Here is a 260-nt window from a genome sequence, read left to right on the forward strand (position 1 = left end):
CTCGGGCGACTAAAGCACCCTTATATTGGTATCCAAATCGCGGCGCTGAAGCAATTAAAACAGTCTGGTGGTTGCTCACATGAAGAGCTAGTTAGCTTGATCTTAAAAGAGCCCGTACTTTATCCTCAAATCACTCTTTTTGATGCCAATACAGTCTACAACGTGCTTGCTGAGAAAATCCAAGGTTCACCGTCAATAGCTCTACAAGCTGCGCTTGCGTTTCTTTGTACACAAAATATGCAAATCACATAACCTATTAG

General features: G+C 42.3%; 1 pseudogene. It reads left to right on the plus strand.

The features are described 5' to 3' along the window. A pseudogene (locus AB4512_RS25050) lies at positions 1–252 on the plus strand (hypothetical protein); the annotation flags it as partial. Positions 253–260: the final 8 nt, after the last annotated feature.

Origin of the sequence: Vibrio sp. 10N.222.52.B7 (genome assembly GCF_041474275.1) — a bacterium.
GTDB lineage: Bacteria > Pseudomonadota > Gammaproteobacteria > Enterobacterales > Vibrionaceae > Vibrio > Vibrio crassostreae_C.